Here is a 24963-nt window from a genome sequence, read left to right as displayed (position 1 = left end):
TTCGAGAACCGGAGCAAGGAGGTTTCGATGACCAAACTCAGCGACGAACAGAAGCGCGACTTCGAGGCCGCCGCCTTTCGCCGGCTGGTGACGCATTTGCGCGAGCGCAGCGACGTGCAGAACATCGACCTGATGAACCTCGCCGGCTTCTGCCGCAACTGCCTGTCGAATTGGTATCGCGAGGCAGCGGAAGCCGAGGGTGTCGACCTCGGCAAGGATCAGTCGCGCGAGATCGTCTACGGCATGCCCTATGCCGAATGGCAAGCCCTCAACCAGACAGAAGCCTCGGACGCCAAGAAGGCCGAATTCGAAGCCCGGCGTCCCAAGGATCACTGAGGCCGTTTGGCCCAAATGCTTTCTCGAAAGAGCGCTTGACTGAACATTGAATCGATCTAATTTGCCGCGCAAAGCCATTTTCTGACCGGATTTGCCTTATGAACGCGCCGAACGCCATGCAGACAGCCCTTCGCGGCCGCTGGGCCGTGGCGGTCATTTTCCTCGCCAATGGCTTCCTGACCGGCAGTTGGGCGCCGCAGATTCCGGTGTTCCTGACGCGGCTGGACATCTCGAAATTCACGCTCGGCCTGCTGATCCTTTTGTTCGGCGCCGGCGCGGTCACCGCCATGACATGGTGCGGCCACCTGATCTCCAAACATGGCTCACGCACCGTTCTGCGCTGGTTCGGTCTCTGCGGCAGCCTCGGCCTGCTGGTCGTGGCGCTGGCGCCCGACGTGCCGCTGGCGGCCGTCGCCATGTTCATCTTCGGCGGCTCGATCGGCGGCATGGATGTGGCCATGAATGCCAATGCGGTGGTGGTGGAACGGCGGCTGGGGCGCGCCATCATGTCTTCCTCGCACGGCTTCTGGAGCCTTGGCGGTTTCGCCGGCGGCGCCCTTGGCGGCTTTGCCATCCAGACTTATGGCCATCTCGCCCATGCTTCGGTGGTGACCGCGCTTGCCTTCGCGGCAATCGCGGCGGCGGTGCCTCATATCGTGGCCGAAAACAAGCCGCGGGCGGCCGAGCATCATAAATTCGCTCTGCCGGCAAACCCATTGGTCTACCTGATCGGCCTGATGGCCCTGCTGACGATGATTTCCGAGGGCGCGGTGCTCGACTGGGCGGCCCTGTATCTGCGGCAGGAACTCGGCGCCGACCTCGCCGTCGCCGGCCTTGCCTACGCCGCCTTCTCCGGCGTCATGGCGATCATGCGCTTTTTCGGCGATGGCGTCCGCAACCGCTTCGGCGCGGTGATGACACTGCGCGGGTCGGCCATCGTCGCGGCCGCCGGCATGCTGATCGCCGGCCTGTCGCCCTCGCCCTGGCTCGCTATATCAGCCTTCGCGCTGTGCGGCTTCGGCATTGCCAACATGGTCCCGATCATCTTTTCGGCCGGCGGCAACCAGGAAGGCATGTCGTCGGGCACCGGCATGAGCGTCGTCACCACCATGGGGTATTCCGGCATTCTGGTGGCGCCGTCGGCGATCGGCTTCGTCGCCGAGCATTCCAGCTTCGGCCCGATCTTCATCGCCATGTCGATTCTGCTGATCATCGTCTTGCTGATGGCCGGATTGGCTCACCGCGCCGAGTTCGCCCCCGACGCGGCACCTGCCGAATAGCGCTTCAACTCCTCATGGAGAAAGTCGGCCACGCGGCGGATACGCACGCTGCCGCGCACGTCGCGATGCATGGCCAGCCATACCGGCAGGACAGGCAATGGCAGGCCGGGCAACACCTTTTCCACCAGCGGATCGCGGTCTGCCAACGGCTCCTGGCCAAGACCAATGCCGTTTCCGGCCCGCACCGCTTCCCAGAGCACGATCTGGTTGTCGGCCCTGAAGCGGAAACTGTTGCGGGTAACTGGGATGCCGTAATGGACAAAGCCCCGGATAATCTCGTCGCTGCGATCGAAGCCGATTAGGGCATGATTGACGAGATCGGCCGGCTCCAGCGGGCGCCCGTGTCTCTCGAGATAGGAGATGGCCGCGCAGGCACAGAGCGCGATATCGCAGACCTTGCGTGCCACCAGTTCGTTCTGCGCCGGCTTGACCATGCGAATGGCGATGTCGGCATCCCGACGCAGCAGGTTCTCGACCTGGTTCGAGGCAACGATCTCGACCTCGATGCCGGGCTCTTCGATGCCGAGCCGCGCCATCATGTCGGGCAGCACATAGGCAGCCACCACCTCGCTGGCCGCGATGCGCACCGTGCCTTCGATCGCCTCGACCGAGCCCAGCGCCAGCAATGAGAAGGCGCTCGCCTGTTCGCTTACGGCCTTGCCGCGCTCGAACAGCGTGCTGCCGGCTTCCGTCAGTTCATAGCCGCGCCGCCCGCGCCGGAACAAGGTGACGCCCAGCGCCTGCTCAAGTTCGCCGATATGACGGCCGAGCGTCGGCTGGCTGGCCGAGAGCTTGCGCGCCGCAGCCGACAGGCTGCCGGTTTCCGCCACGGTGACAAAGCTCTTGATCAGATTCCAATCAATATCATCCATTCAATTTTGAATATCATAGCGCCGCTCATAGTCAATTTCCATTCGCGATTGGTGGAACCATATTCCAGCTGCAACACCAACACGGAGACCTGAAATGACCAAGATCGCAATCCTCGGTGCCAATGGCCGGCTCGGCCGCGTCGTTGCCAAAGCGTTCATCGACGCCGGCTTCGACGTCCGCACCGTCACCCGTACCGGCAAGGTGCCGGCAGAGTTCGCCGGCGCCACCGCGGTTGCCGGCGATGCGCTGGACCGCCAGTCGCTCATTCGCGCCACGCAAGGCGTCGACATCGTCTTCAACGGCCTGAACCCGATCTACACCGACTGGGGCAAGTGCCTGCCGATGGCCGGAAATGTCATGGCCGCCTGCCATGCGAATGGCACGGTGCATCTCTTCCCCGGCACGGTCTACAATTACGGCTCGCCCATGCCGATGGTGATCACGGAAGACACCCCCTTCCACCCGACCACCGAGAAAGGCCGCATTCGCTGCGCCATGGAGGATTTGTTCCGCCGTGAGGCCGAGGCCGGTCGGGTGCGCACCATCCTTCTGCGCGCCGGCGATTTTTTCGGCGGCACCGGCAGCGGCTCCTGGTTCGACCTGGTCGTTGCCGCCAAGATCAACAAGGGCATCTACACCGCGCCCGGTCCGGCCGACCTTGTGCATGAATGGGCCTACCTGCCGGACTTCGCGGTCGGGTTCGTCGCGCTGGCCCGCAATCTCGACAAGCTCGGCTTCCATGAGGCGCTGAACTTCCCGGGCCATGCCGTCACCGATCTCCAGATCAAGGCCGCCGCCGAGAAGGCCGTCGGCCATCAGTTGAAGATGACAGCGATGCCCTGGTGGGTGCTGCGCGCCGGCAGTCCGTTCGTGGCGATGTGGCGCGAGATCGTCTCGATGTCCTATCTGCGCTTCGAACCCCACCAACTGGTCTCGACGCGGCTGGAAAGCATCATCGGCGAGATTCCGCATACGCCGCTCGATCAGGCGGTCGCCGAGGCCCTTGAGGATATCGGGATCGCTACCGCGAATAGCGCCGCGGAAGCTGCCTGAGAGGCTCCTCGCGGCCAGCGGCTATCGACGAACGAGGGGCCGCTCAGATCCGCCCCACCAACAGCAACACAAGGACCACCACCAGCACCACGCCGACAATGCCCGAGGGCCCATAGCCCCATGATCGCGAGTGCGGCCATGCCGGCACCGCTCCGATGAGGACAAGGACCAGAACGATGACGACGATGGTGCTGATCGGCATGGCAAATTCCCCACTCTGGGTTGCTTCCGAGACAATGCCCGACATTGGCCCTGGGGGAGAATGCAGAAGGCCGCCCGGTTGTTCCAGGCGGCCTTTGCCGTTCATTGGGAAGTCTGCTTACTCAGCAGCTTTCGGGAAGGCGATCGCCGGCACGTCGTCCGCTGCCGGCGTGTCCGACGAGATCTCGCCCTTGCCACGCCGGAACAGGCGGCTGAACCAACCGCGCCGCGCGCCGGGCTTGACCTTGGCGCGCGTGAACACCATCAGCATCGACGGCGTCACCACCAGTGTCAGGATGGTGGCGAAGGACAGGCCGAAGACGATCGCCGAGGACAGCGAAATCCACCATTGCGTCGACGGCGCGTTGATCGTCGTCTCGTGATGGAAGATTTCGAGCCCAAGCCCGAAGGCGATCGGCAGCACGCCGAGAATGGCCGACACCGCCGTCAGCACCACCGGGCGGGCACGCTCGCGGCAGGTCTGCAGCACCGCGTCCATCTTGTCCCAGCCTTCTTCACGCAGCCGGTCATAGGTGTCGATCAGCACGATGTTGTTGTTCACCACCACGCCTGCCAGCGCGATGACGCCGATGCCCGACATGACGATGCCGAACGTCTCGCCTGTTATCAGCAGTCCGAGGAACACGCCGATCGTCGCCATGACCACGCAGGACAGCACCAGCCAGACGCTGGTGAACTTGTTGAACTGCGCCAGCAGCACCAGGAAGATCAGGAAGATCGCGGCACCGAAGGCCTTGCTGAGGAAGGCGCTGGCTTCCGCGCTGTCCTCGTTCGAGCCGGCCAGCTTCCAGCGTATGCCGCTGCCGAGATTCATGTCGGTGACCGCCTGGGTGACCTCCTGTTGCACGGCGGCCACCTGGGCGCCGGCGGCAACGTTGGCCTGCACCACCACGGTGCGGGCGCCGTCGATGCGGTTGAGGATGCCGACGCTCGGCTTTGCCTTGCGCACGACGAAGTTCGAGATCGGCACCGACCCTTGCGAGGTCTGCACCCTGAGCTCGTCGAGCGTCGACAGCGTGCGCCGGTTCTCCGGCAAGCGCAGACGGATGTCGACCGCCTTGTCGGCGCCGGCGGGCCGGTATTCCGAAAGCTTCAGGCCGTTGGTGACGAGCTGCACCACCGTCCCGACCGAGGTCGGGCTGATGCCATACTGGGCTGCCTTGGCCCGGTCGACATCGAGTGCCCAGTCGACGCCAGGCGGCGGCAAGCCATCGGAAATGTCGATGACACCGGGCACCTTGGCGATGCGCGCGGCGACAGCACGCGCCTTCTCATCGAGCCCCTTGGGATCGATGGCCGAAAGCCTGATCTGGATAGGCTTGCCGGTCGGCGGGCCGGCTTCCGGCACGCGGACCTCGACATCGACGCCGGGAATGCCGGCCATGACGCCACGCAAGTCGTTCAGAATATCATTGGCCGATTTGCGCTCGCGCCAATCGATGAATTCGTACTGGATGACGCCGACGACGTCTTCGGGCACATCCTGGCCACCGCCGTCGGATTTGCCGACGCGGGTATAGACCGACTTCACGCCCGGCCAGCCGAGCAGCCGGTTTTCGGCAATCTTGGTCGCGGTATCCATTTCGGCCAGCGAGAGGTTGCCGCGCGCATGCACATAGAGCAGGCCGTAATCGGGTTCGACGCTCGGGAAGAACTCGACGCCGGCACCGTATTTCGAATAACCGACGAAGATGCCGGCCAGCAAGACGACGGTGAGCACCATCACGGTGATGGGGAAGCGTACCGCCTGCTTGACGACAGCCATGTACCAGCCATCGCGATTGCCATCCTCCTGATGCTGCGGCGCCTTGGCGAAGATCGCACCCAGCGTCGGCGCGAAGACCAGAGCATAGAGCATCGAGGCCGACAGCGTGACGATCAGCGTGATCGGCATGTACTTCATGAAATCGCCGATGATCCCCGGCCAGAACAGCAGCGGCGAGAAGGCGGCAATACGCGTCATCGTTGCCGCGATGACCGGACCGGCCATGCGCTTGGCGGCGAGCGCGAAGGCTTCCTGTTTCGGCATGCCCTCGCTCATCCGTCGTTCGGCGAACTCGGTGACGATGATGGCATCGTCGACCAGCATGCCGACGGCCAGGATGAGGCTGAACAGCACGATCATGTTGATCGTGTAGCCCATCATGGCAAGCAGCAGGATGCCGATCAGGAAGGATGACGGAATGGCCAGGCCAATGAGCAGCGAGGCACGTCCGGACAGCGCGTAGAGAATGACGATGAACACCAGGATGACGGCGATCATCACGTGGTTCTGCAGATCCCCGAGCAGCTGGTTGACGAAGACCGATTTGTCCTGCGTGTAGGTGACGTGCATGCCTTCGGGCATGGACTTGACGAAGGTGTCGGACACCTCCCTGACCTTGGTCAGCGTGTCGATCAGATTGGCGCCGATGCGCTTCTTGACCTCGATGGCGATGGCCGGCTTGCCGTTGAGGCGCGTGATCGTCGTGGCATCCGCGAAGGTCGAGCGGATCGTCGCGATGTCCTTGGCCTGCACCACGGCATTGGGACCGGCGACCACGGGAAGTGCCGCCACATCCTCGGGCGTCTCGATCAGAGACGGCACCTTGACGGCGTATTTACCCTGCGAGCCCTCGATGTTGCCGGCGGCGACCAGGCTGTTGGACGCGCGGACGGCGCCGATCAGCTGGTCGAGCTGCAAGCCGTAGGAAGACAGCTTCATCGGATCGATGACGACTTCGACCAGATCGTCGCGGGAGCCTTGCAGAGAGCCTTCGAGGACGCCGGGCACTTCCTCGATACGGTCGCGCAATTCGCGCGCGGCGGCCGCCAGCACGCGCTCGGGCAATTCGCCCGACAGCGTGACGACGAGCACCGGAAATTCGGAAATGTTGACCTCGGTGACGACCGGCTCCTCGGCCGCCTGCGGCAGGTCGGCCTTGCCGTCCTGCACCTTGGAGCGGGTATCCTGCAGCGCCGTCGCCAGGTTCGTCTGCGGCTGGAACTCGACCAGCACATAGCCGCCGCCCTGGAAAGCGGCCGAGCGCATCTCCTTGAGGCCTTTCAGGCTCTTGAGCTTGCTTTCCATCGGCCGCAGCAGAAGGCGCTCGGAATCTTCAGGGGAAATGCCTTGATAGATCAGGCTGACATACATCATCGGAATCGGAACGTCGGGCTCCGCTTCCTTCGGCGTCGACTGATAGGCGACCCAGCCTGCAATCAGCAGGAAGACCAGGACCGAGATGGTCAGGCGGGCATTGTTGATTGCGAGTCTGACGATATCCATGACTTATGCCTGCTGTTGGCTTCGGGAACGGACACGCTGTCGCCGGGCGAGGCCGGCGCCGGCGCCCTGCGCTACTGCGTCCCGGCGGTGGCTTCGCCGATCAGCTTGTTGATGGTCGCCTGGTCGGCCTCGACCGGCTTGACCTCGTCGCCTTCCTTCACCAGTTCCTGGCCGGCGACGATAATGCGCGCATCCGCCGGGATGCCGCCGAGCACGAGACCGGTCGGCGTGTCGTCGACCAGGTCGATCGGGAAGAACGCCACCTTGTTGTCCTTACCCACGGCGCGGATGCCGAGATCGCCCTTGTCGCCCAGCGTCACCACCGAGCGGGGCAAAAGCACGGCGTCGGTCGGCAACGCACTGAGCTGGATTTCCGCCGTCATGCCGGCCGGCACCGAGCCATCGGCATTGGGGATGGCGATCTCGACGCGGAAGGTGCGGGTCGCCGACGAGGCGTCGCGGCTGATATAGCGCACGGTGCCTTCGACGGTCTGGCCGCTGACCAGCCGAACGCTGGCCTTGTCACCGATCTTGAGATAGCCGAGGTCGCGCTCGCTGATCTCGCCGCGCGCGATCACCGGATCGAGCTTGAGGATGGTCGCTACCTCGCCGCCCTGCATGACGGAGCTGCCCAGTTCCACCGGCACCCGGTCGATGACGCCGTCAAACGGCGCCTTCACTTCGTTGCGGTCGAGCTCGGCCTGCGCGGTGTCCAGCTGGGATTGCGCCTGGGTTAGATTGGAGCGAGCGGTGTCGAGCTGCAGCTTCGGCAAATTGCCTGTCTTGGCCAGCCGCTCGGCGGCATCGAGCTCGGCCCTGCGCTGCGCCACGAGCTGCTTGGCGTTGTCGACCATCGAGATCTTTTCCTCGGCGGCGAGCATCAGCACAAGCTCGCCGGTCTTGACGTGATCGCCTTGCTTGACAGGCAGCTTGTCGATGACGCCGGCAACGCGGGTTGCCAGCACCGCGCGCTTGTCGGCCTCGGTCAGTCCGGAAATGCGGATGGCGCGCGCATAGGTCTTGCGCGGCGGAGTCACCACGGCGACGGTGCGCAGCGGGGCCTTGGGTTCGGCTTCCGCCGTCTTCTGCTTGCTCGCATTCGGCGCCTTGCCCTGCTCGACCTCGGCTGCCTTAGCCTTGTTGGCCGCTACGCTGCCAACCGAAGAGAACTCACCTGTCGCCATCCACGCCGCGAAACCGATGAGCACAACAATGGCTGCAAGCTTGTGAAACCCGATTTTAGGCATCGTCATTTTTCCACTGCGGGTTCGGCCAGCACCGCGTCTTATGATGCGGGCGCGTCGCCGATATGGGTGCGCGCCTGACCGGGTTCAAATTGCCGTGATCGGCGAGCGCGCTTCTACATCAAAGTTGCACCGCAATATAGTCCGAAAGTTGCAGCAGCATTGCGTAGCCGCACAAGCTGTGGCCGCCATGAAACGGTTCTTCGTGACTTGCCAGTCTACTTGACGAAGCCGCCAGCCGGCTCACGATCCGGCCTGAAACGGAGGCCACGGGCGACCAGCCCCGCTCGCCATGGGCCGTCTCCGGCATAGAGCCGCGATCCGCTTCGCCTCGTTGATTGAAGTGCAGGCACGAACCGACGATCCGCGTCGCCGCTATCGGCAGGAGACGAGTGGCTGCGGCGCCACAACGCCGAGCCAAGATCCTGGAATCGCTCGGGAAAAGGCGCGGCAGCTGTTTCGGATCAGGCGTGCCGATCCCGATGCGCCGAAGTCGAACCAGATGTTGAAAACACCAATGCGCTGACATTATTACCTCCCGCCCATCGTGTCCTGATACGCGCGACGACGGGGTTGGCACGAGACAGGTGCGGGGTGTATTTCGTCCCATTCGCAATTCTGGATCCAGCGTTGCGCCCGATGCCTCAGAACGACCCGGGGCCGGCACCGTCCGATCGTCGGTGGCAGCAGACGTCAGCATGATGACGGCTCTCCCGCACGCCAAGGTTGCTGTCACGCCGACGCCAGACCAGGCGCTGCTCCGGAAGCCTCGCCACGGCTGCCGGCAAAGGCTGCCCCTCCTGAAGCCAGTTCCGTCAGATTCAGGCCCGACGGCGCTCCGCCTCCGGGTTCTTGCGAACGGCGAGAAATTCCTTCACCCGACGGCCGGGTGCGGGACCGCGCACCGGCTTGAAACCGTCATCGAGTTCGCCCGAAAGATCGAGCGTTGCATGCTTGCCCACGGCATCGTAATTCTCCTCCAGCCAGTCGCTGGCGGCGGTACGGCCGAGGTCGCGCAGATAGGTCAGGAAGGCCCATTCGGCATTGACCTTCGAGGATGCCGACAAATCCTTGAACGCCTCGTCGGCATCGATGCGATGCATGCGGATGTCGCGGTATTCGCCATGCGGCAGACGCCCGGCGGCGATCAGTTCCTTGACGAAGGCGATCGAGCGGAATTCACGCAGCAGCCCGGCGTTGAAAGTGATCTCGTCGATGCGGTTCTGGATCTCGTTGGCACTTCTTGGCGTTCCCTCGCGCACCACCGGATTGATCTGCACCAGAAGCACATCCTCGGTCGCCGCCGTCTTGAAGAATGGGTAGAGCGCCGGATTGCCGCCATAACCGCCATCCCAGTAGGGCACGCCCTTGATCTCGACGGCACGGAACAATTGCGGCAGGCAGGCCGAGGCCATCACCGTGTCGAGGTCGATCTCGCCATCGGAAAAGACCCGCAACTGCCCTGTCTCGACATTGGTGGCGGAAATAAACAGTTCCATCGACTTGCAGGCGCGGACATTCTTGAAGTCGATCTCCCGCGCGACCACGTCGCGCAGCGGATTGAGGCCGAGCGGGTTGGCAACATAGGGCGAGAACACCCGCGACATGGTGTCGAAGAAGACATAGCCCGGCGTGTTCTCGATCGACCAGTTGCCCCAGGCAACATCCCACGGCATGCGCTGCACCGGGCTGAACCGGCCCTTCGCCGCCACCGCGTGCCAGAAATCGTCCAGCTTCTTGCGCGCGCCCTCGACTCCGCCGCGGACAAAGCCGTCAGCCAGCGCCACCGCGTTCATGGCGCCGGCGCTGGTACCGGAAACGGCCGATATCTCCAGCCTGCCGTCCTCCAGCAGCCGGTCGAGCACACCCCAGGAGAAGGCGCCGTGCGAGCCGCCGCCCTGAAGCGCGATGTTGATCTTCTTCTTTTCCTCCGCCTTGCCGTTCTTCGTCATGGCGTTCCTGTCATCCTGATGCGCCGGCCTGCCCCAACGTCATTGGAAGGAAGCAGCTGTCGCCGACTTATGTTGCAGTGCAGCATATAAGGATGGACCAAGGCAAGAACACGAACACGGTCGCGTGATCACATGAAATTTCGGTCATGTCGAAAAAGCCCCTCCGCTGCAAAGCGGAGAGGCCGTAGCTTTCGAACAGGCATGAACCCTGGCAGACTGAAGCTAGGCGACGAGATCCGGCACCGGCCCGACATAACGTGACTGCGGACGGATCAGCCGTCCGGTGGTCTGCTGTTCGCGGGCATGCGCGACCCAACCAGCGACGCGCCCCGCGGCAAAGACATTGCTGAAAGCTTGCGGCGGAAAACCAGCCGCTTCCAGCACGAGCGCGGTGTAGAACTCGACATTGGTCTGCAGCGAGCGCTGCGGCTTTGCGATCCGAAGCACCTCGAGCGCCGTCTGCTCGGCCGTCTCGGCGAAAGCCAGCCGGCGGCCGGTGTCGCCCTCGCCGCCCAGCTTGCGCACCACCGCTTTCAGCACATCGGCGCGCGGATCACGCACACGGTAGATGCGATGGCCGAAGCCCATGATGCGCCTGCCCTGCGCGATCTCGTTGCGCAGCCACCCGGCCGCGTCGCCATGCGCGGCGATGGCGTCGAGCATCTCGATGACCGGACCGGGCGCGCCGCCATGCAGCGGCCCCTTGAGCGCGCCGAGGCCCGCCAGCACCGACGATGTCAGGCCGGCCAAGGTCGAGGCGACGACTCGGGTGGCGAAGGTCGAGGCGTTGAGGCCGTGATCACACACGGTCACCAGATAGGTGTCGAGTGCTTTGGCCAAGGCCGGCGATGGGACGGATCCCCTGAGCATCCTCAACATGTCGGCGGCATGGTCCGCCTTGCCGTCGGGTGCGATCGGCTGCTCGCCGCGCTGCAGACGCAGCAGGGCCGGCGTCAGCACCGCGGGCGCCGCGATCAGCCGCAAGGCGTCCGTCAGCGTCTCGCCATCCGGCAGCAGTGCCATGCCCGCACGCATGGCGCTGTAGATGTCGAGCGGTGCCAGCAGGGGCAGCGTAGGCGCGAGCCGGTCGTAGACCTCGACACGTGCCGCGCCCAGCCTTGCCGCCAGATCGGCGTCGCCAGGCAGATCATCGAAGAAGCCGTCCAGCAACAGGTGGACGACCTGGGCGTAGCTCCATCGTCCAGCCAATTGCCCAAGCGAATGGCCGCGGATCGTCAGGCGGCCGCCCAGACCATCCACATCGGACAGCACGGTTTCGGCCGCCACCACATCATCGAGCCCATTCGCCATAGCCTTGTCTCCTTGAAGCTTTTCCCGATGGGAGATAAGGGTGGACAACACAATCATCAATCTTGATCAACTGAATCAATATCAGGGCCGATATGTCCGAATGGCTGTCGCGAGAAGAGGCGCTGGAAAGGCTGCGCGTGAGGCCGCAGACGCTCTATGCTTATGTCAGCCGCGGCCGCATCGGGATGCGGCCGGACCGGGACGATCCGCGCCGCAGCCAGTACCGCGCCGACGACATCGCGGCGCTGGCAACGCGAAGGGCGCGCGGGCGCAGCCCCTCGGCCATCGCCGAAAGCGCGATCGCCTGGGGCGAGCCGTCCATTGTCACTTCGGTTTCGACCGTCTGGCACGGCCACCTCATCTATCGAGGTCGGGACGCCGCAGCGCTGTCCGACCATGCCACGCTGGAAGAAACCGCTGGGCTGCTCTGGGCTCTGCCTCGCCCCGTCCGTTTCGAAACGCCGTCGCCGGATGCGGCGCGCCAGATCGGCCGCGCCCCGGCCTTTGCGCAACTCGCCTTGCTTGCCGGTCAGGCGCGGCCTTCGCTGGGACGAAGTGCCGCCTCGCTATGCACCGACGCGGCGCACGCGATCGGCGTGCTGGCCGGCGCCCTCGGTGCCGTGGCGGGACCGGAACCAGTGCATTGGCGATTGGCACGGGGCTGGTCCGTGGACGACGATGGCGCGGAAGCAATCCGCCGTGCCCTTGTCCTGCTTGCCGATCACGAACTTAACGCATCGACCTTCGCGGCCCGCGTCGCGGCCTCGACCGGCGCCTCGCCCGCCGCGTGCCTGCTGGCGGGCCTGGCGACGCTGTCCGGTCCGCGCCACGGCGGCGCCGGCGAAGCGGTGATGCAACTCGCCGAAGACGCGATGCGGCATGGATCCGATGCCGCGATCCGGCGCTGGCTCGGCCACGATCGGCCGCTGCCGGGTTTCGGCCACCAACTCTATCCCGAGGGCGATCCCCGCGCCACGGCGCTTCTGGCGGCCATCGACAACACCGACGAGACATTGCGGTCGCTGGAGACCGCCGCCATCGCCGCAACCGGTGCCCAACCCAACATAGATTTTGCACTTGCGGTGCTGACGCGCGGCCTCGGCCTGCCGCGCGATGCACCGTTCCAGCTCTTCGCGCTTGGACGCAGCGTCGGCTGGGCCGCGCATATGGTCGAACAGATCGTGAGCGGCAGCAGCATCAGGCCGCGCGGCCGCTATGAGGGATTGCTGGCCTGACAGCGTGTGAAGTCCGTCAGCCGGAGTTGGCATTGGCTCCGAACCGCGCCCGGTATGCGGCGGGCGTCGTGGCGAACCGCCGACGGAAATGATGCCGCAACGTCGCCGCCGCGCCTAATCCGGCGGTCTCGGCAACGCGGTCGATCGGCAAGCTTGTATCTTCGAGCAGCGTACGCGCTCGCGAAAGCCGTTCGGACAGGAGCCAGCTTGCCGGCGTGACGCCGGTTGCGGCAGCGAATCGGCGTAGAAATGTCCGCTCGCTCATTCCGGCCAGACTGGCCAGGGTAGCAACGGGATAGTCGGCGGAGATGTCGGCGCGCATCCTGTCGATCAACGGTCCAAGCCGGCTGCGCTCGTGAAGTTCGGGCACCGAACTCTCGACATATTGCGCCTGGCCGCCGTCGCGGTGCGGCGGCACGACCAGGCGGCGCGCCACCATGTTGGCCGCCTTGGTGCCGAAATCGCGCCGGACCAGATGCAGGCACAGGTCGATGCCGGCCGCGCTGCCGGCCGATGTCAGGACGTTGCCCTCGTCGATGTACAAGACATCCGGTACCACGGTGATGTCGGGGTACAACTCCCCCAGCCTTTCGCCGTAGCGCCAATGCGTGGTTGCCTTCTTGCCCTTGAGCAGGCCGGCCGCGGCAAGCACGAAGACGCCCGAGCAAATGGAAAGAACCCTTGCGCCACGCGCGCTGGCCTTGCGAAGTGCGTCGATCAGTAAAGCCGGCACGGGACAATCCACACCGCGCCATCCCGGCACGATGACGGTGCCGGCCTCGCTGATCAAGTCGGGTCCGCCGTCGGCGAGGATGCGCACGCCGCCCATCGCGCGCATTTCACCGGCGTCTATGCCGGCAACGGCAAAACGGTACCAATCCGGGCCCATTTCAGGCCTGGGCAAGGCGAACACCTCGGCCGCCACGCCAAATTCGAACGTGCACAGCCCGTCATAGGCAATTGCGACGACAAGCGGATTGGCAGGGGGCGGATTAGCAGGAGGGAGATTTGGCACGATCTTGACGATATATGGCAAAGCCGCCAGCTGCAATCGCCCGGCTCGGTGCGCTACCTCAGATCCATCAGCGGTGGAGAACAGCTCCATCAGCGATGGAGAAATTTGATGAGCTATGTGACAGACATACCGCCGGCATTGCCGGAGATTGCCCGGGACCATTTCCTGCGCCGGCTTTCCGTGGAAACCGACTGTTCCGATGTCGCCGCGACACTGCGCGGCGGAGAGCCGGACTTTGTGCTTCTGCACGTCGTTGGATCGCCGCAAGCCTATGAACGCCGCCACATGCCGGGCGCGCTGCATCTGCCGCACCGCGACATCTCGGCCGGGCGGATGGGAGAATGGCCGTCAGGCACGCTGTTCGTTGTCTATTGCGCCGGCCCGCACTGCAATGGCGCGGATCGGGCGGCCTTCAAACTGGCCAGCCTCGGTCTTCCGGTCAAGATCATGATCGGTGGCATTTCAGGCTGGCAGGATGAGGATCTCCCCTTCGCTTCGGGCAAGGAGCCTGGCGTCCTGCGTCCATGATGCCCACTGGACGGGCGACCCGACGAAATCCGCGACCTGTGGCAGTCGACCATCGACCGATAAGGCGCGGGCGGATTTTGGCCTGGACCCCGCCCCTTACGACATCGTGTCGAGCTTGCGCTGCATGGCCGCTATCTGGTCCTTCAGCTGCTGCAGATCGTCGGGTTTCTCCGGCGCTTCCTTCCTGGCCGGTTCGGCAGGGGCCGCGGCAGATGCGGAGCCCGCCGGCGGAAATGGCGTGAACAGCCGCATCGCATTCTGGAACATTTCCATGTTGCGCCGTGTCTGTTCTTCCAGCGCCTTCATCGGCGTCGCCATCTTCATCACGTCCAAGGGCGACTTGCCGATGGCGCCCTTCATCTGCTCGCGGAACCGCTCCTGTTCCTTGGAGAAGGCGATCATCGACTGTTCGAGGAAACTCGGCACGATCATCTGCATCTGGTCACCATAGAAGGCGATCAGCTGGCGCAGGAACGGGATCGGCAGCATGTTCTGCCCGTCCTTGTTCTCCAGTTCGAAGATGATCTGCGTCAGCACCGGATGGGTGATGTCGTCCCCGGTCTTGGCGTCCTGGACGGTGAATTCCTCGCCCTTCTTGACCATCTCGGCCAGATCCTCGAGCGTCACATAGGTGCTCGTCCCCGTATTATAGAGGCGGCGGTTGGCGTATTTTTGATAATGATCGGGTCGTCTTTTGCGGCCATCTGCATCCTCCCCGGACACCGGCACGCCTGAGTAAGCAGCCGGTAACGATTGCGCCCTTTTTGAGGATATGCGCAAAAGCCCTACAATTCCAAGCAGTTTGTGCAGTGCGGGATCATATAATGCTGCACAGCAGGCGAAATATGCTGCGCAGCAGCGCCCGGTCTGCCGGCACGCCGATGCGCGGCCTGCTTGCGGCGCATGGGCGCCATGCCGATTTCCGGTTTGACTTGAGTCATGGAAAGGGCAAGAAAAGTTGCCAACAATGCCTGAAAACATGACAGCTCGAAGTCTGGAGAAGAATATGTCCTCTGCCAATTCCATCGTTGTCGCCAGTGCCGCACGCACGGCCGTCGGCTCCTTCAACGGTGCTTTCGCGGCCACGCCGGCGCACGAACTCGGTGCTGTCGTCATCAAGGAGCTTTTGTCACGTACAGGCGTCGAGGCGGCCGAGGTGGACGAGGTTATCCTCGGCCAGGTGCTGACCGCCGCCCAGGGCCAGAACCCCGCACGCCAGGCCTCGATCCTTGCCGGCCTGCCCAAGGAGACCACCGCCTGGGGCCTCAACCAGGTTTGCGGCTCGGGCCTGCGCGCCATCGCGCTCGGCATGCAGCAGATCGCCACCGGCGACGCCAAGGTGATCATCGCCGGCGGCCAGGAATCGATGTCGCTGTCGCCGCACGCCGAGCATCTGCGCGCCGGCGTCAAGATGGGCGACTACAAGATGATCGACACCATGATCAAGGACGGGCTGTGGGACGCCTTCAACGGCTACCACATGGGCAACACCGCCGAGAACGTCGCCCGCCAGTTCCAGATCACCCGCGACGACCAGGACCAGTTCGCGCTGGGCTCGCAGAACAAGGCCGAGGCCGCGCAGAAGGCCGGCAAGTTCAAGGACGAGATCGTCGCCTTCACCATCAAGGGCAAGAAGGGCGACACGGTTGTCGATCAGGACGAGTATATCCGCCATGGCGCCACGATCGATGCCATGACCAAGCTGAAGCCGGCCTTCGACAAGGACGGCACGGTGACGGCCGCCAACGCCTCCGGCATCAATGATGGTGCCGCCGGCGCGCTGCTGATGAGCGAAGCGGAAGCCGCGCGGCGCGGCATCACCCCGCTCGCGCGCATCGCGTCCTGGGCAACCGCCGGCGTCGATCCGGCGATCATGGGCACCGGACCTATTCCCGCTTCGAAGCGCGCCCTGGAAAAGGCAGGCTGGTCGGTCGGCGACCTGGACCTAGTCGAGGCCAACGAGGCTTTCGCCGCGCAGGCCTGCGCCGTCAACAAGGGCATGGGCTGGGACCCCTCGATCGTCAACGTCAATGGCGGCGCCATCGCCATCGGCCATCCGATCGGCGCCTCGGGCGCCCGCGTCTTCAACACGCTGGTCTTCGAGATGCGTCGCCGCGGCGCTAAGAAGGGTCTTGCAACCCTGTGCATCGGCGGCGGCATGGGCGTTGCCATGTGCGTGGAAGCAATCTGAACAAGCCAATAGCGAACAGGGGGCAGCGAATAGGGAAGAACGGCCTCAGCGCGGCGGGACATCAAACCCCTATTCGCTATTGGCTACTCCCTATTCGCTTCTCCGACCAACGGGAGGAGAACACATGACCAAGGTTGCAATCGTCACGGGTGGATCGCGCGGTATCGGCGCTGCCATCTCGATCGCTTTGAAGACTGCCGGCTATTCGGTTGCCGCCAACTATGCCGGCAATGACGATGCGGCGGCGAAATTCAAGGCCGAGACCGGCATTCCGGTCTACAAATGGTCCGTCGCCGATTATGACGCTTGCGCTGCCGGCATCAAGCAGATCGAGGCCGACCTCGGCCCTGTCTCGGTACTGGTCAACAATGCCGGCATCACCCGCGACGCCATGTTCCACAAGATAACGCGCGAGCAGTGGAAGGAGGTCATCGACACCAATCTGTCCGGTGTCTTCAACATGACCCATCCGCTGTGGAGTGGCATGCGCGACCGCAAGTTCGGCCGCGTCATCACCATCTCCTCGATCAACGGCCAGAAGGGCCAGGCCGGCCAGGTCAATTACTCCGCCGCCAAGGCCGGCGACATCGGCTTCTCGAAAGCGCTCGCCCAGGAAGGCGCCCGCGCGGGCATCACCGTCAACGTCATCTGCCCGGGCTACATCGCCACCGAGATGGTCAAGGCGATCGACGAGAAAGTGCTCAACGAGCGCATCATCCCGCAAATCCCGGTCGGCCGCCTCGGCGAACCGGAAGAGATCGCGCGCTGCGTCGTCTTCCTCGCTTCCGAAGACGCCGGTTTCATCACCGGCTCGACCCTCACCGCCAATGGCGGCCAGTACTTCGTCTAGGCGTTGATTTTCGGCTGGCCCACCCGGCCAGCAGCCTTGACGGGCGAAAACGGACCGGGAAACCGGTCCGTTTTCAAGTGATGCTCTGGCCTAAGACGCCTCGCTACGAGCGGCTGCCCCAATCCGGCACGCAAAGGTTAATGGCGGCAGCGGCGCATGCGCGAAACCTGTGGGCAAGCCTGTGGATTCTCGGTGGATAAGCTGTTCACAACACAACATATTGGGGGAACAAAAAGGGAAAATAGCGCTGGCGCTGTTTTGTCGCCGATTCGTTCCGGCTTTGAGCGGAAGTTAACATTAATAGGCCGAAATCACCCACAGTTTGTTAACCCACAATTCAGAAAGATTAACAATTTCATAATCTTGAGCAGTGCGCATCGAGCCCCCGGCCTCGGCCACCCGGCGAAAGTTAACAGACAAGTTCGCCTAGCATAAAACGGGCCAGTTTTCTGATTCAGCATGTGGTGAGACTCATGGTCGCAAAATCCATATCTAGCCGTGAACAAAAGCTGAATCTGACGGAGTCACCGATTCGTCGCTGATTCGTTCCAGACTCGTTCCAACTGTTAAGCAGGAGCTGATTTGCAGGCTGACGCGGGCGTCTTCGGAACCCGGACGGAACATTCCGCTTTCGCTTCGCGCCCGAAATCCCTATGTGTCGGCTGTCATACGCGCCGTCCAGGCACGCTCCCGGCAACGAGAGGCCAGAAAGCTTTATTTCCGAGCCGATGAACATCCAGCAGAAACACACCGAGCCGCTGATCCTGTCGGGCCGCGACGTGACCGCCGTGCTTGGGCCGACCAACACGGGCAAGACCCATCTCGCCATCGAGCGCATGGTGGCGCACGAAACCGGCGTCATCGGCCTGCCGCTGAGGCTGCTGGCCCGGGAGGTCTATACGCGCGTCTGCGAGAAAGTTGGCGCCCACAAGGTGGCGCTCATCACCGGCGAAGAGAAGATCCAGCCGCCGGGCGCCAAATATTCGGTCTGCACCGTCGAAGCCATGCCGCGCGAGACCGACGCCGCTTTCGTCGCCATCGACGAGGTGCAACTGGCGGGCGACCTCGAGCGTGGCCATATCTTCACCGACCGCATCCTGCATCTGCGCGGCCGCCAGGAAACGCTGCTGCTCGGCGCGGCCACCATGCACGGCATCCTCCAGCGGCTGCTGAAGGGCATCTCGGTGGTGACGCGGCCGCGCCTGTCGCATCTGGCTTATGCCGGCTCCAAGAAACTGACGCGCCTGCCACGGCGCACCGCGATCGTCGCCTTCTCGGCCGACGAGGTCTACGCCATCGCCGAGCTGATCCGGCGCCAGCAAGGCGGTGCAGCGGTGGTTCTGGGTGCGCTGTCGCCCCGCACCCGCAATGCCCAGGTGGCGCTGTTCCAGTCGGGCGATGTCGACTATCTCATTGCCACCGACGCAATCGGCATGGGGCTCAACCTCGACCTCGACCATGTCGCCTTTGCTCAGAACCGCAAGTTCGACGGCTACCAGTACCGCAATTTGACGGCGGCCGAGCTCGGCCAGATCGCCGGCCGTGCCGGCCGGCATTTGCGCGACGGCACGTTCGGCGTCACCGGCCAGGTCGACCCGCTGGACGAGGACCTGGTCCAGAAGATCGAGGGCCATGACTTCGACCCGGTGAAGGTGCTGCAGTGGCGCACCGCCCAATTCGATTTCGCCAGCCTCGATGCGCTGAAGCGCTCGATCGAAACCAACGCCCCGGTCGAGGGCCTCACGCGCGCGCTGCCGGCCGTCGATGCCCAGGCGCTCGAACATCTCTCCCGCGACGAAGGCATCCGCGCGCTCGCAACCAATGCCAAGCGCGTGGCGCTGCTGTGGGAAGCCTGCGCGCTGCCGGACTATCGCAAGATCGCGCCCGCCCAGCATGCCGACCTCATCGCCTCGATCTACATGGATCTCGCCCGGCATGGCCATGTCGACGAGAACTACATGGCCGAGCAGGTGCGCCGCGCCGACACCACCGAGGGCGACATCGACACGTTGTCGCACCGCATCGCCCAGATCCGCACCTGGACATTCGTGTCGAACCGACCCGGCTGGCTGGCCGATCAGGCACACTGGCAGGAAAAGACGCGCGAAATCGAAGACAGATTGTCGGATGCGCTGCATGAGCGGTTGACGAAACGCTTCGTAGACCGCAGGACTTCCGTCCTCATGCGGCGCCTTAGAGAAAATACCATGCCTGAAGCCGAAATCAGTCCTACCGGAACCGTCCTTGTCGAAGGCCATCATGTCGGCGAGTTGCAAGGGTTCCGCTTCACCGCCGACCAGACCGCCGGCGGCGAAGACGCCAAGGCCGTGCGCACGGCTGCGCAAAAGGCGCTGGCCGCCGAATTCGATGCACGCGCGGAGCGCTTCGGTGCCTGCGCCAATGGCGATCTCGCGCTCGGTTCGGACGGCACGCTGCGCTGGATCGGCGCGCCGATCGGCACGCTGGTTTCGGGCGAGGACGCGCTGAAGCCGCGCCTGGTGCTGCTGGCCGACGAACAGCTCACCGGCCCGGCTCGCGACAAGGTCGCCGCGCGCGCCGAGCGCTTCGTCAATTTCCAGATCGAATCCCTGCTGAAGCCGCTGGTCGACCTTAAAAATGCCGAGCAGATCTCCGGTATCGGCCGCGGCATCGCCTTCCAGCTGGTCGAGAATTTCGGCCTCATCAATCGCCGCGACATCGCCGAGGAGATGAAGTCGCTCGACCAGGAGGGCCGCGCGGCGCTTCGCCGGCTCGGTGTGCGTTTCGGCGCCTACCACGTCTTCGTGCCGGCGCTGATCAAGCCGGCGCCTGCCGGACTGGTGACCTTGCTGTGGGCGCTGAAGAACGACGGCAAGGACAAGCCTGGCTTCGGCGACGTCGTCCATGCCCTGGCATCGGGCCGCACCTCCGTGGTCATCGATCCGGCCTTCGACAAGGCGTTCTACAAGCTGGCCGGCTACCGCAATCTCGGCCGTCGCGCCGTTCGCATCGACATTCTGGAGCGGCTGGCGGACCTGATCCGCCCGGCGACCAACTGGAAGCCCGGCCTCGGCCAGCGACCGGACGGCGCCTATGACGGCCAATCCTTCATGGTGACGCCGCCGATGATGTCGATCCTCGGCGCCACCGCCGACGACATGGAAGAGATTCTGAAGGGCCTGGGCTATCGCGCCGAGCCGAAGCCGGCGGCGGACGTCAAGGCGCGGCTGGAAGCGCAGGATACTGCCGCGCGGGAAGCCGCCGCGGCCAAGCAGGCAGCCGCGGAGGCAGCCCGCGCGGAACAGGCCAAGGCGGCGGAAGAGGCGGCAGCGCCAGCCGCCGAGGGATTGGAGCTGGTGCCGGACGCGGCAACCGCCGCGGCGATGGAGGTTGCAGCCGAAGTCGCGGCAGACGCGCCGACGGAAGCTGCCGTGCAAGAGCAGGCGGAAGCCACGGCTGACGTTGCAGGTGGCGAAGAGGCGCCTGTGGCCGAAGCCGCCGTTGAACCCGTCGAGCCGGCGCCGGTTGAGCCGCGGGCCGAAGCTGAGACTGCCGAGATTGACACCGCGCCCCCGGAAGAGGACGCCGCGGCGGCGGAGCCGGCCGTCGAGGCCTCCGCGCCGACTGAAGCCGCCGAACCCGTTGCGGTGGCGGAAGCCGTCGGCGAAACGGTGCCGGAAGCCGAAGCGCCAAAGCCGATCCTGTTGTGGCGCCAAGGCCGCTTTGACCAGCGTCCCCGTCATCGCGACGGCCGCAACAACCGCCCGCAAAACGGACAAGCGCGTGGCCGAGGCAACGCGTCGGCCGATGCCGGCGGCGCACCGGCAACAGGCACGCCCACGGACCGTCCCGCCCATGAAGGACGCCGCGACGGCGCCGGCAAGCCGCGCTTCGACCGCTCGAAGTTCAAGCCCAAGCCGCAAGGTGACGGCGAGCAGCGCCGCGATGGCCGCCCGCAAGGCGATCGTCCCGAGCGCCGCGAAGGCCGCCCAGACTGGAAGGGCGGCAGGCCGGAAGGCAAGGGGGCGGAAAGCCCGCCTTCCAACCCAAGCCGCGCGAGGAACGCCCTGTGCGCTTCGATCCGGATTCCCCCTTCGCCAAGCTCGCCGCCTTGCGCGACCAACTGAAGAAGTAGGCTCGGCACTTCGATGGTTGCTGAAGGCCGCCAGCGCATCGACAAATGGCTGTTCTTTTCGCGTGCGGTGAAATCGCGCTCGCTGGCGGCCAAATTGGTGGTCGCCGGCCGCGTGCGCATCAATCGCGACAAAGCAGCGCAGGCTTCCGATCTGGTCAAGCCGGGCGACGTGCTGACCATCACGCTCGACCGGCGTATCTTCGTCTGGAAGGTGCTTGGCGCCGGAGTGCGGCGCGGCCCGGCCGAGGAAGCCCGCACTCTTTATGAAGACATGTCGCCGCTGCCCGCACCCAAGGCCGCCGCCCTTCCCGATGCTATCCCGGCGTTGCGCGAGGCAGGCAGCGGCCGCCCGACCAAAAAAGAGCGCCGCCAGACCGACCGATTGCTCGACGAAGATTGAGCCGTTCGACCGACCGCGGAGGGGCGTTGCCCGAGGGCAACGACAAACAAAAAGCAGAACCGGGAGCGGCAAACAGGACGGCCGGTGGGGCATGTCGGGCTCTCGCGGCACCGCCCGCCTGGAATTCCATTCCCAAACCCTGACGCCCCTGGGAACGGCCACCCTTGCAAGCAGCCGATAAAGGCGTTACCTCACAAAAAAAGCCAACAAAAACGGGACATCCCGGAGCCGACCGATGACCTATGTCGTGACCGACAACTGCATCAAATGCAAATATATGGACTGCATCGAGGTCTGTCCGGTCGACTGTTTCTACGAAGGCGAGAACATGCTCGTCATCCATCCCGACGAGTGCATCGACTGCGGCGTCTGCGAACCGGAATGCCCGGCCGACGCGATCAAGCCCGACACCGAGTCCGGGCTCGACAAATGGCTGCAGATCAACACCGAATATGCCGAGAAATGGCCCAACATCACCGCCAAGAAGGAGCCGCCGGCCGACGCGAAGAGCTTCGACGGTGAGGCCGGCAAGTTCGAGAAATACTTCTCCGCCGAGCCCGGCGAAGGCGATTGACAAGACCGCTGTAAAGGCTTGTATGACGTAGCGTAACAGGCACGTCGAATTAACCGCCTTGACAGGCGGCGATTGGTTGTGGCCTTCGCTTACACAGCAAAACCTTGATTCTTCCGACTTTTTGTGTTACATCAGCGAAACATGCCGGTGACACAACGTCGATTTATGGCGCAGACGCCCCAAATCACTGAAAGGTGAAAATCCCATTCCGGACCAGAGCGATCTGGGCCAGGCGGTCGCAATTCGTGCGGTTTGCCGGTCCCGGCTTTTCCGGTGGGTTCATCTGTTGTGCGGCGAATGATCGGTGACCCGATCACATGAGTTCAGCCGGCACCGCCGCCGGTCCACAACAAGGAGTTCAGGGCGTAATGGCAACGATCACCCCGCAGAAGAAGTCCACGGCCGCGCGTCACGGTTTCAAGACCGGCGAGTACATCGTCTATCCGGCGCATGGCGTCGGCCAGATCGTCTCGATCGACGAGCAGGAAGTGGCTGGCCACAAGCTGGAACTGTTCGTCATCGACTTCCAGAAGGACAAGATGCGGCTCAAGGTGCCGGTCGCCAAGGCGACCTCCATCGGCATGCGCAAGCTGTCGGAAGAGGATTATGTCGAGCGCGCGCTGAAGGTCGTGCAGGGTCGCGCCCGCGTCAAGCGCACCATGTGGTCGCGCCGTGCCCAGGAATATGATGCCAAGATCAATTCGGGCGACCTGATCTCGATCTCCGAAGTCGTGCGCGACCTCTACCGCGCCGACAACCAGCCGGAGCAGTCCTATTCCGAACGCCAGCTCTACGAGGCGGCGCTCGACCGCATGGCCCGCGAGATCGCCGCCGTCAACCGCATGTCGGAAACCGAAGCCGTGCGCCTGATCGAGGTCAACCTCAACAAGGGCCCCAAGCGTGGCGCCAAGGCCGACAATGAGGAAGCCGAGCAGGAAGAAGCTGCCTGAGCTTTTCGCCTTCGAATTAACGAAAAACCCGGCCTCGTGCCGGGTTTTTTGTCTTTGGGCCGGGTTTTTTGTCTTTGGGATTGCCGGAGATTGCCGCGCCTATGCGCCGGCCTCCTTCTCCGCCGCCTCCTGCTTCAGCGTGGCGATGAACCGTTTTGTCCTTTCGCGCTCCGGATTGCCGAACAGCGTGGCGGATGGCCCCTGCTCGACAATGACGCCGGCATCGAGGAACACCGCTTCCTGAGCGATCTTGGAAGCCAGGCGCAAATCATGCGTCGCTATCACCATGGTCGTTCCCTCGCTGGCGAGCTGACTAAGCACATCGACAACCTCCTGCGCCAATTCCGGGTCGAGTGCCGAAGTCGGTTCGTCGCACAGCAGCACCTTGGGCGACGGCGCCAGCGCCCGGGCGATCGCCACGCGCTGTTGCTGGCCTCCCGAGAGCGTCGCCGGCCAGGCATCCGCCTTGTGCGCCATGCCGACCTTCTCCAGCAGAGCGAGGGCCCGTTCATGTGCCCTCTGGGGCGACCATTTGAGCACCGTGACCAAACCTTCCATGACATTTTCGATCGCGGTGCGATGCGGAAACAGCTGGAAATTCTGGAACACCATGCCGGTCTGCAGGCGCAGACGCCTTATGTCCGCCGCCGGCACCTTTCCGCCCGGGCGGAACTCGAGCGTCTCGTCGCCGATCCGCACAGTGCCAGAGGTCGGGATCTCCAGGAGGTTGATGCAGCGCAGCAGCGTGCTTTTTCCCCCGCCCGAAGGTCCGACAAGTGCTGTGACGCTGCCTTCGGCGATGGCAACCGTCACCCCCTTCAGCACGAGATTGTCGCCGAACCGCTTTTCGATGTTGGTGAGGCCGATCATGAGCGTGCCTCCAGGAAGCCGCCATAACGGTTGAGCCGCTCCTCCAGCCGCGTCTGCAAGGCCGACAGCACCGAACTCATCGCCAGATAGAGGATCGCCGCTTCGACATAGAGGATGAGGGGCTCATAGGTGGTGGCGACGATGCGCTGCGCTGCCTGGAACATCTCCGGCACGGTGATGGCGGCGGCCAGCGACGTGTCCTTGACCAGCGAGATGAAAGTGTTGGAGAGCGGCGGCACCGCCACCCGGCCGGCTTGCGGCAGGATGGTGCGCCGCATCGCCTGGCTCCAGGTCATGCCGATCGAGTAGGCGGCCTCCCACTGGCCTTTCGGCACCGAGCCTATCGCCGCACGGATGATTTCCGACGTGTAGGCGCCGATGTTGAGGGTGAAGCCGATCAGCGCCGCGGTAAAGGCATCGAGCAGGATGCCGACCGAAGGCAGGCCGTAGAAGATCAGGAACAGCTGCACCAGGAGCGGCGTGCCGCGGAAGATCCAGACATAGAAGCGCACGAGCATCACCAGCGGCTTCGGGCCGAACAGCCGGCCGAGCGCCGCGCCCAGCCCCACCGTCAGGCCGAGCGCGAAGGACAGCAGCGTCAGCGGCACGGTGAAGATCAACGCTGCCCACAGCAGCGAGGGCAGCGACTCCAGCATCAGTTGCAGCCAGTGCAGCACGAAAAATCCTCCGGAATGGA

General features: G+C 64.3%; 21 protein-coding genes and 2 pseudogenes. 12 read left to right on the top strand and 11 right to left on the bottom strand.

What is annotated here, in order from left to right; genetic code table 11:
* Window positions 1-27: 27 nt before the first annotated feature.
* Together EJ077_RS03125 and EJ077_RS03120 are read left to right on the top strand one after the other, a co-directional pair.
* The gene (locus tag EJ077_RS03125; protein ID WP_135882165.1) at window positions 28-336 is read left to right on the top strand and encodes a DUF1244 domain-containing protein; all 309 of its coding nucleotides are present in this window, start codon (window positions 28-30) and stop codon (window positions 334-336) included.
* Between the two features lie 98 nt (window positions 337-434).
* Window positions 435-1616: an MFS transporter gene (locus EJ077_RS03120; RefSeq protein WP_208699543.1), complete on the top strand. Its 1182-nt coding sequence runs from the start codon at window positions 435-437 to the stop codon at window positions 1614-1616.
* Here the strand turns inward: EJ077_RS03120 and EJ077_RS03115 are convergent.
* Window positions 1574-2488 (bottom strand): LysR family transcriptional regulator, encoded by a 915-nt coding sequence (locus tag EJ077_RS03115; protein ID WP_208699541.1) that lies wholly within the window; start codon window positions 2486-2488, stop codon window positions 1574-1576. The genes EJ077_RS03120 and EJ077_RS03115 overlap by 43 nt on opposite strands.
* 94 nt (window positions 2489-2582) lie before the next feature.
* On the opposite strand from EJ077_RS03115, the gene EJ077_RS03110 reads away from it, so the two are divergent.
* Window positions 2583-3542, top strand: coding sequence for an SDR family oxidoreductase (locus EJ077_RS03110; protein WP_208699539.1), 960 nt, complete (start codon window positions 2583-2585; stop codon window positions 3540-3542).
* A 43-nt stretch (window positions 3543-3585) separates the two neighbouring features.
* On the opposite strand, the gene EJ077_RS03105 is transcribed toward EJ077_RS03110, so the two are convergent.
* From EJ077_RS03105 to EJ077_RS03080, 6 genes are all read right to left on the bottom strand, one after another.
* The gene (locus tag EJ077_RS03105; RefSeq protein WP_208699537.1) at window positions 3586-3744 is read right to left on the bottom strand and encodes a DUF3309 family protein; all 159 of its coding nucleotides are present in this window, start codon (window positions 3742-3744) and stop codon (window positions 3586-3588) included.
* A 117-nt stretch (window positions 3745-3861) separates the two neighbouring features.
* Complete coding sequence (locus tag EJ077_RS03100) at window positions 3862-7032, bottom strand: efflux RND transporter permease subunit (protein ID WP_208699535.1); 3171 nt, start codon at window positions 7030-7032, stop codon at window positions 3862-3864.
* 71 nt (window positions 7033-7103) lie between these two features.
* Window positions 7104-8279, bottom strand: coding sequence for an efflux RND transporter periplasmic adaptor subunit (locus EJ077_RS03095; protein ID WP_208699534.1), 1176 nt, complete (start codon window positions 8277-8279; stop codon window positions 7104-7106).
* A gap of 118 nt (window positions 8280-8397) precedes the next feature.
* Window positions 8398-8805, bottom strand: a complete 408-nt coding sequence (locus EJ077_RS03090) for a hypothetical protein (RefSeq protein WP_208699532.1) — start codon at window positions 8803-8805, stop codon at window positions 8398-8400.
* A 292-nt stretch (window positions 8806-9097) separates the two neighbouring features.
* Entirely contained in the window at window positions 9098-10228 is a 1131-nt protein-coding gene (locus tag EJ077_RS03085; protein WP_135917151.1) for a patatin-like phospholipase family protein, read from the bottom strand.
* Window positions 10229-10450: 222 nt separating this feature from the next.
* Window positions 10451-11539, bottom strand: a complete 1089-nt coding sequence (locus tag EJ077_RS03080; protein WP_208699530.1) for a citrate synthase/methylcitrate synthase — start codon at window positions 11537-11539, stop codon at window positions 10451-10453.
* A 92-nt stretch (window positions 11540-11631) separates the two neighbouring features.
* Here EJ077_RS03080 and EJ077_RS03075 point away from each other — a divergent pair, with 92 nt between their 5' ends.
* Window positions 11632-12774: a citrate synthase gene (locus EJ077_RS03075; RefSeq protein ID WP_208699528.1), complete on the top strand. Its 1143-nt coding sequence runs from the start codon at window positions 11632-11634 to the stop codon at window positions 12772-12774.
* A gap of 16 nt (window positions 12775-12790) precedes the next feature.
* Here EJ077_RS03075 and ftrA read toward each other — a convergent pair whose 3' ends face one another.
* Window positions 12791-13801, bottom strand: coding sequence for a transcriptional regulator FtrA (gene ftrA, locus EJ077_RS03070; protein ID WP_245458764.1), 1011 nt, complete (start codon window positions 13799-13801; stop codon window positions 12791-12793).
* A gap of 96 nt (window positions 13802-13897) precedes the next feature.
* Between ftrA and EJ077_RS03065 the strand changes: the two genes are divergently transcribed.
* Entirely contained in the window at window positions 13898-14317 is a 420-nt protein-coding gene (locus tag EJ077_RS03065; RefSeq protein WP_208699526.1) for a rhodanese-like domain-containing protein, read from the top strand.
* A 96-nt stretch (window positions 14318-14413) separates the two neighbouring features.
* Here the strand turns inward: EJ077_RS03065 and phaR are convergent.
* Window positions 14414-15021: pseudogene (gene phaR, locus EJ077_RS03060) on the bottom strand (polyhydroxyalkanoate synthesis repressor PhaR).
* Window positions 15022-15141: 120 nt separating this feature from the next.
* Between phaR and EJ077_RS31850 the strand changes: the two are divergent.
* The 7 genes and pseudogenes from EJ077_RS31850 (at window position 15142) to EJ077_RS03030 (ending at window position 23396) form a co-directional block, all read left to right on the top strand.
* Complete coding sequence (locus EJ077_RS31850; protein ID WP_245458623.1) at window positions 15142-15300, top strand: hypothetical protein; 159 nt, start codon at window positions 15142-15144, stop codon at window positions 15298-15300.
* Window positions 15301-15323: 23 nt separating this feature from the next.
* Window positions 15324-16508, top strand: coding sequence for an acetyl-CoA C-acetyltransferase (locus tag EJ077_RS03055; protein ID WP_208699522.1), 1185 nt, complete (start codon window positions 15324-15326; stop codon window positions 16506-16508).
* A gap of 124 nt (window positions 16509-16632) precedes the next feature.
* Window positions 16633-17358, top strand: coding sequence for an acetoacetyl-CoA reductase (gene phbB / locus EJ077_RS03050; RefSeq protein ID WP_127277284.1), 726 nt, complete (start codon window positions 16633-16635; stop codon window positions 17356-17358).
* Between the two features lie 728 nt (window positions 17359-18086).
* Window positions 18087-21472 (top strand): annotated as a pseudogene (locus tag EJ077_RS03045) (helicase-related protein).
* 13 nt (window positions 21473-21485) lie between these two features.
* Window positions 21486-21872 (top strand): RNA-binding S4 domain-containing protein, encoded by a 387-nt coding sequence (locus EJ077_RS03040; protein ID WP_208699520.1) that lies wholly within the window; start codon window positions 21486-21488, stop codon window positions 21870-21872.
* Between the two features lie 235 nt (window positions 21873-22107).
* Window positions 22108-22446 carry a ferredoxin FdxA gene (gene fdxA, locus EJ077_RS03035; RefSeq protein WP_095089463.1) on the top strand — a complete coding sequence of 113 codons (339 nt, stop codon included), beginning with the start codon at window positions 22108-22110 and terminating at the stop codon, window positions 22444-22446.
* A 368-nt stretch (window positions 22447-22814) separates the two neighbouring features.
* A complete protein-coding gene (locus EJ077_RS03030; RefSeq protein WP_006327799.1) occupies window positions 22815-23396 on the top strand; it encodes a CarD family transcriptional regulator in 582 nt (193 codons plus the stop codon).
* A gap of 99 nt (window positions 23397-23495) precedes the next feature.
* Here the strand turns inward: EJ077_RS03030 and EJ077_RS03025 are convergent, their stop codons facing one another.
* Window positions 23496-24266, bottom strand: a complete 771-nt coding sequence (locus EJ077_RS03025; RefSeq protein ID WP_208699518.1) for an amino acid ABC transporter ATP-binding protein — start codon at window positions 24264-24266, stop codon at window positions 23496-23498.
* Window positions 24263-24943, bottom strand: a complete 681-nt coding sequence (locus EJ077_RS03020; protein ID WP_208702894.1) for an amino acid ABC transporter permease — start codon at window positions 24941-24943, stop codon at window positions 24263-24265. The genes EJ077_RS03025 and EJ077_RS03020 overlap by 4 nt, the downstream gene beginning before the upstream one ends.
* Between the last annotated feature and the right edge of the window lie 20 nt (window positions 24944-24963).

This window comes from Mesorhizobium sp. M8A.F.Ca.ET.057.01.1.1 (genome assembly GCF_003952565.1).
Lineage (GTDB): Bacteria > Pseudomonadota > Alphaproteobacteria > Rhizobiales > Rhizobiaceae > Mesorhizobium.
The sequence above is the reverse complement of the archived record's forward strand: the minus strand, read 5'-3'. Positions and strand labels throughout refer to the sequence as shown.

Coding starts and splice junctions, on each gene's coding strand:
- EJ077_RS03125 (WP_135882165.1), top strand. CDS start 28: ATGACCAAACTCAGCGACGAACAGAAGCGCGACTTCGAGGCCGCCGCC.
- phbB (WP_127277284.1), top strand. CDS start 16,633: ATGACCAAGGTTGCAATCGTCACGGGTGGATCGCGCGGTATCGGCGCT.
- EJ077_RS03110 (WP_208699539.1), top strand. CDS start 2,583: ATGACCAAGATCGCAATCCTCGGTGCCAATGGCCGGCTCGGCCGCGTC.
- EJ077_RS03075 (WP_208699528.1), top strand. CDS start 11,632: ATGTCCGAATGGCTGTCGCGAGAAGAGGCGCTGGAAAGGCTGCGCGTG.
- EJ077_RS03030 (WP_006327799.1), top strand. CDS start 22,815: ATGGCAACGATCACCCCGCAGAAGAAGTCCACGGCCGCGCGTCACGGT.
- EJ077_RS03025 (WP_208699518.1), bottom strand. CDS start 24,266: ATGATCGGCCTCACCAACATCGAAAAGCGGTTCGGCGACAATCTCGTG.
- EJ077_RS03085 (WP_135917151.1), bottom strand. CDS start 10,228: ATGACGAAGAACGGCAAGGCGGAGGAAAAGAAGAAGATCAACATCGCG.
- EJ077_RS03105 (WP_208699537.1), bottom strand. CDS start 3,744: ATGCCGATCAGCACCATCGTCGTCATCGTTCTGGTCCTTGTCCTCATC.
- EJ077_RS03065 (WP_208699526.1), top strand. CDS start 13,898: ATGAGCTATGTGACAGACATACCGCCGGCATTGCCGGAGATTGCCCGG.
- EJ077_RS03095 (WP_208699534.1), bottom strand. CDS start 8,279: ATGCCTAAAATCGGGTTTCACAAGCTTGCAGCCATTGTTGTGCTCATC.
- EJ077_RS03055 (WP_208699522.1), top strand. CDS start 15,324: ATGTCCTCTGCCAATTCCATCGTTGTCGCCAGTGCCGCACGCACGGCC.
- EJ077_RS03100 (WP_208699535.1), bottom strand. CDS start 7,032: ATGGATATCGTCAGACTCGCAATCAACAATGCCCGCCTGACCATCTCG.
- EJ077_RS31850 (WP_245458623.1), top strand. CDS start 15,142: ATGCTGCACAGCAGGCGAAATATGCTGCGCAGCAGCGCCCGGTCTGCC.
- EJ077_RS03040 (WP_208699520.1), top strand. CDS start 21,486: ATGGTTGCTGAAGGCCGCCAGCGCATCGACAAATGGCTGTTCTTTTCG.
- EJ077_RS03080 (WP_208699530.1), bottom strand. CDS start 11,539: ATGGCGAATGGGCTCGATGATGTGGTGGCGGCCGAAACCGTGCTGTCC.
- fdxA (WP_095089463.1), top strand. CDS start 22,108: ATGACCTATGTCGTGACCGACAACTGCATCAAATGCAAATATATGGAC.
- EJ077_RS03115 (WP_208699541.1), bottom strand. CDS start 2,488: ATGGATGATATTGATTGGAATCTGATCAAGAGCTTTGTCACCGTGGCG.
- EJ077_RS03120 (WP_208699543.1), top strand. CDS start 435: ATGAACGCGCCGAACGCCATGCAGACAGCCCTTCGCGGCCGCTGGGCC.
- EJ077_RS03090 (WP_208699532.1), bottom strand. CDS start 8,805: ATGTCAGCGCATTGGTGTTTTCAACATCTGGTTCGACTTCGGCGCATC.